This is a genomic window from Vibrio sp. ZOR0018, from assembly GCF_963865925.1.
GTDB classification, from domain to species: Bacteria; Pseudomonadota; Gammaproteobacteria; order Enterobacterales; family Vibrionaceae; genus Vibrio; species Vibrio anguillarum.
On sequence record NZ_CAWMCN010000157.1, the window covers coordinates 1 to 1,038 of the forward strand.

Annotated in this window: 2 pseudogenes; both read right to left on the reverse strand. The window is 43.0% G+C overall.

The annotated features are described in order from the left end of the window. Window positions 1–456: pseudogene (locus AACR75_RS17655) on the reverse strand (winged helix-turn-helix domain-containing protein); the annotation flags it as partial. A gap of 197 nt (window positions 457–653) precedes the next feature. Continuing rightward, window positions 654–1,038: pseudogene (locus tag AACR75_RS18615) on the reverse strand (IS30 family transposase); the annotation flags it as partial.

Below are 1,038 nucleotides of genomic sequence, written 5' to 3' on the forward strand. Positions count from 1 at the left end.
ACGGCATCCATAAAAAGCACAGGTGCATCGTTAAACTTAAGCACTTCGCTGTAATACTCGATAAATGGTTGCTGCTCTTCAGGTTTTAGCTTGCGCGGTACGCCTTTGGGCTTTTTGTATGAAAAACCGTGGTGATGTAACCACTTGTTCATACCTTCAACGGTGTAGCTTACACCGAACTCCGTCTTGACGTAAGTAACGATTTGATGGGTATGAAAGTAGGTTTTCTCAGTCAAATGCACAATGAGCTGCATCGTCTGAGTCACAGAAAGTCGACTTTGGCTACCACCATTCTCAGGTTTAAGTTTTTCAGAGAGAACATAATCACTAAGATGGCGAGCACAACGGTCGATTCGTGAATACGAAGAGCTTGTGAAATCATCGTCTGACTCCAGACGCGAGTAAAAGCGCTTTAATACGGTCTCGCACCCGACCATCACGAGTTGAGTCGTGCATCTCTTCGAGTTGCTACTTCTGCTTTGGAGTAAGTGTAATTTTCATGGCGCCTAGCATGATCCTACGTTCATGGAAAATCAAGCATCTTCAATGTTCACGGGTATATCATCAGTTTGTTAAAGGTCTCTATCTTAGATGGCAATCTGAAAAATCATCGATGCCCGTGGCTTAGTATCAAGTTTGAAGTGCGACACTTTCTACAGATGCGCATGAATATACTCCGTTGGTGTGCGGTACCCAAGTCTTTTGCGTGGGCGCGTATTCAATTTGTGTGCAATTTCATTACACAGCTTCTGTGTCACGTGTGACATGGAAGTTCGTTTTGGTAAGTATTGTCGTATCAAGCCATTGGTGTTTTCATTAGCACCTCGTTCCCATGAGTGGTATGGATTTGCAAAGTAAAACAGACAGTTATGATGTTTTTCTAAGTTGTGCGTAACCGTGAAATTTAGTGCCGTTATCAGCAGTTATCGTCTTAAAAGGTAAGTCAGAGCGGGTCATAATTTTGCTCATTCTTACGTTGAGTGATTCGCTTGTTCTATCGTCCATTTGCCCAATAAAAGTGTAGCCAGTCATTCTGTC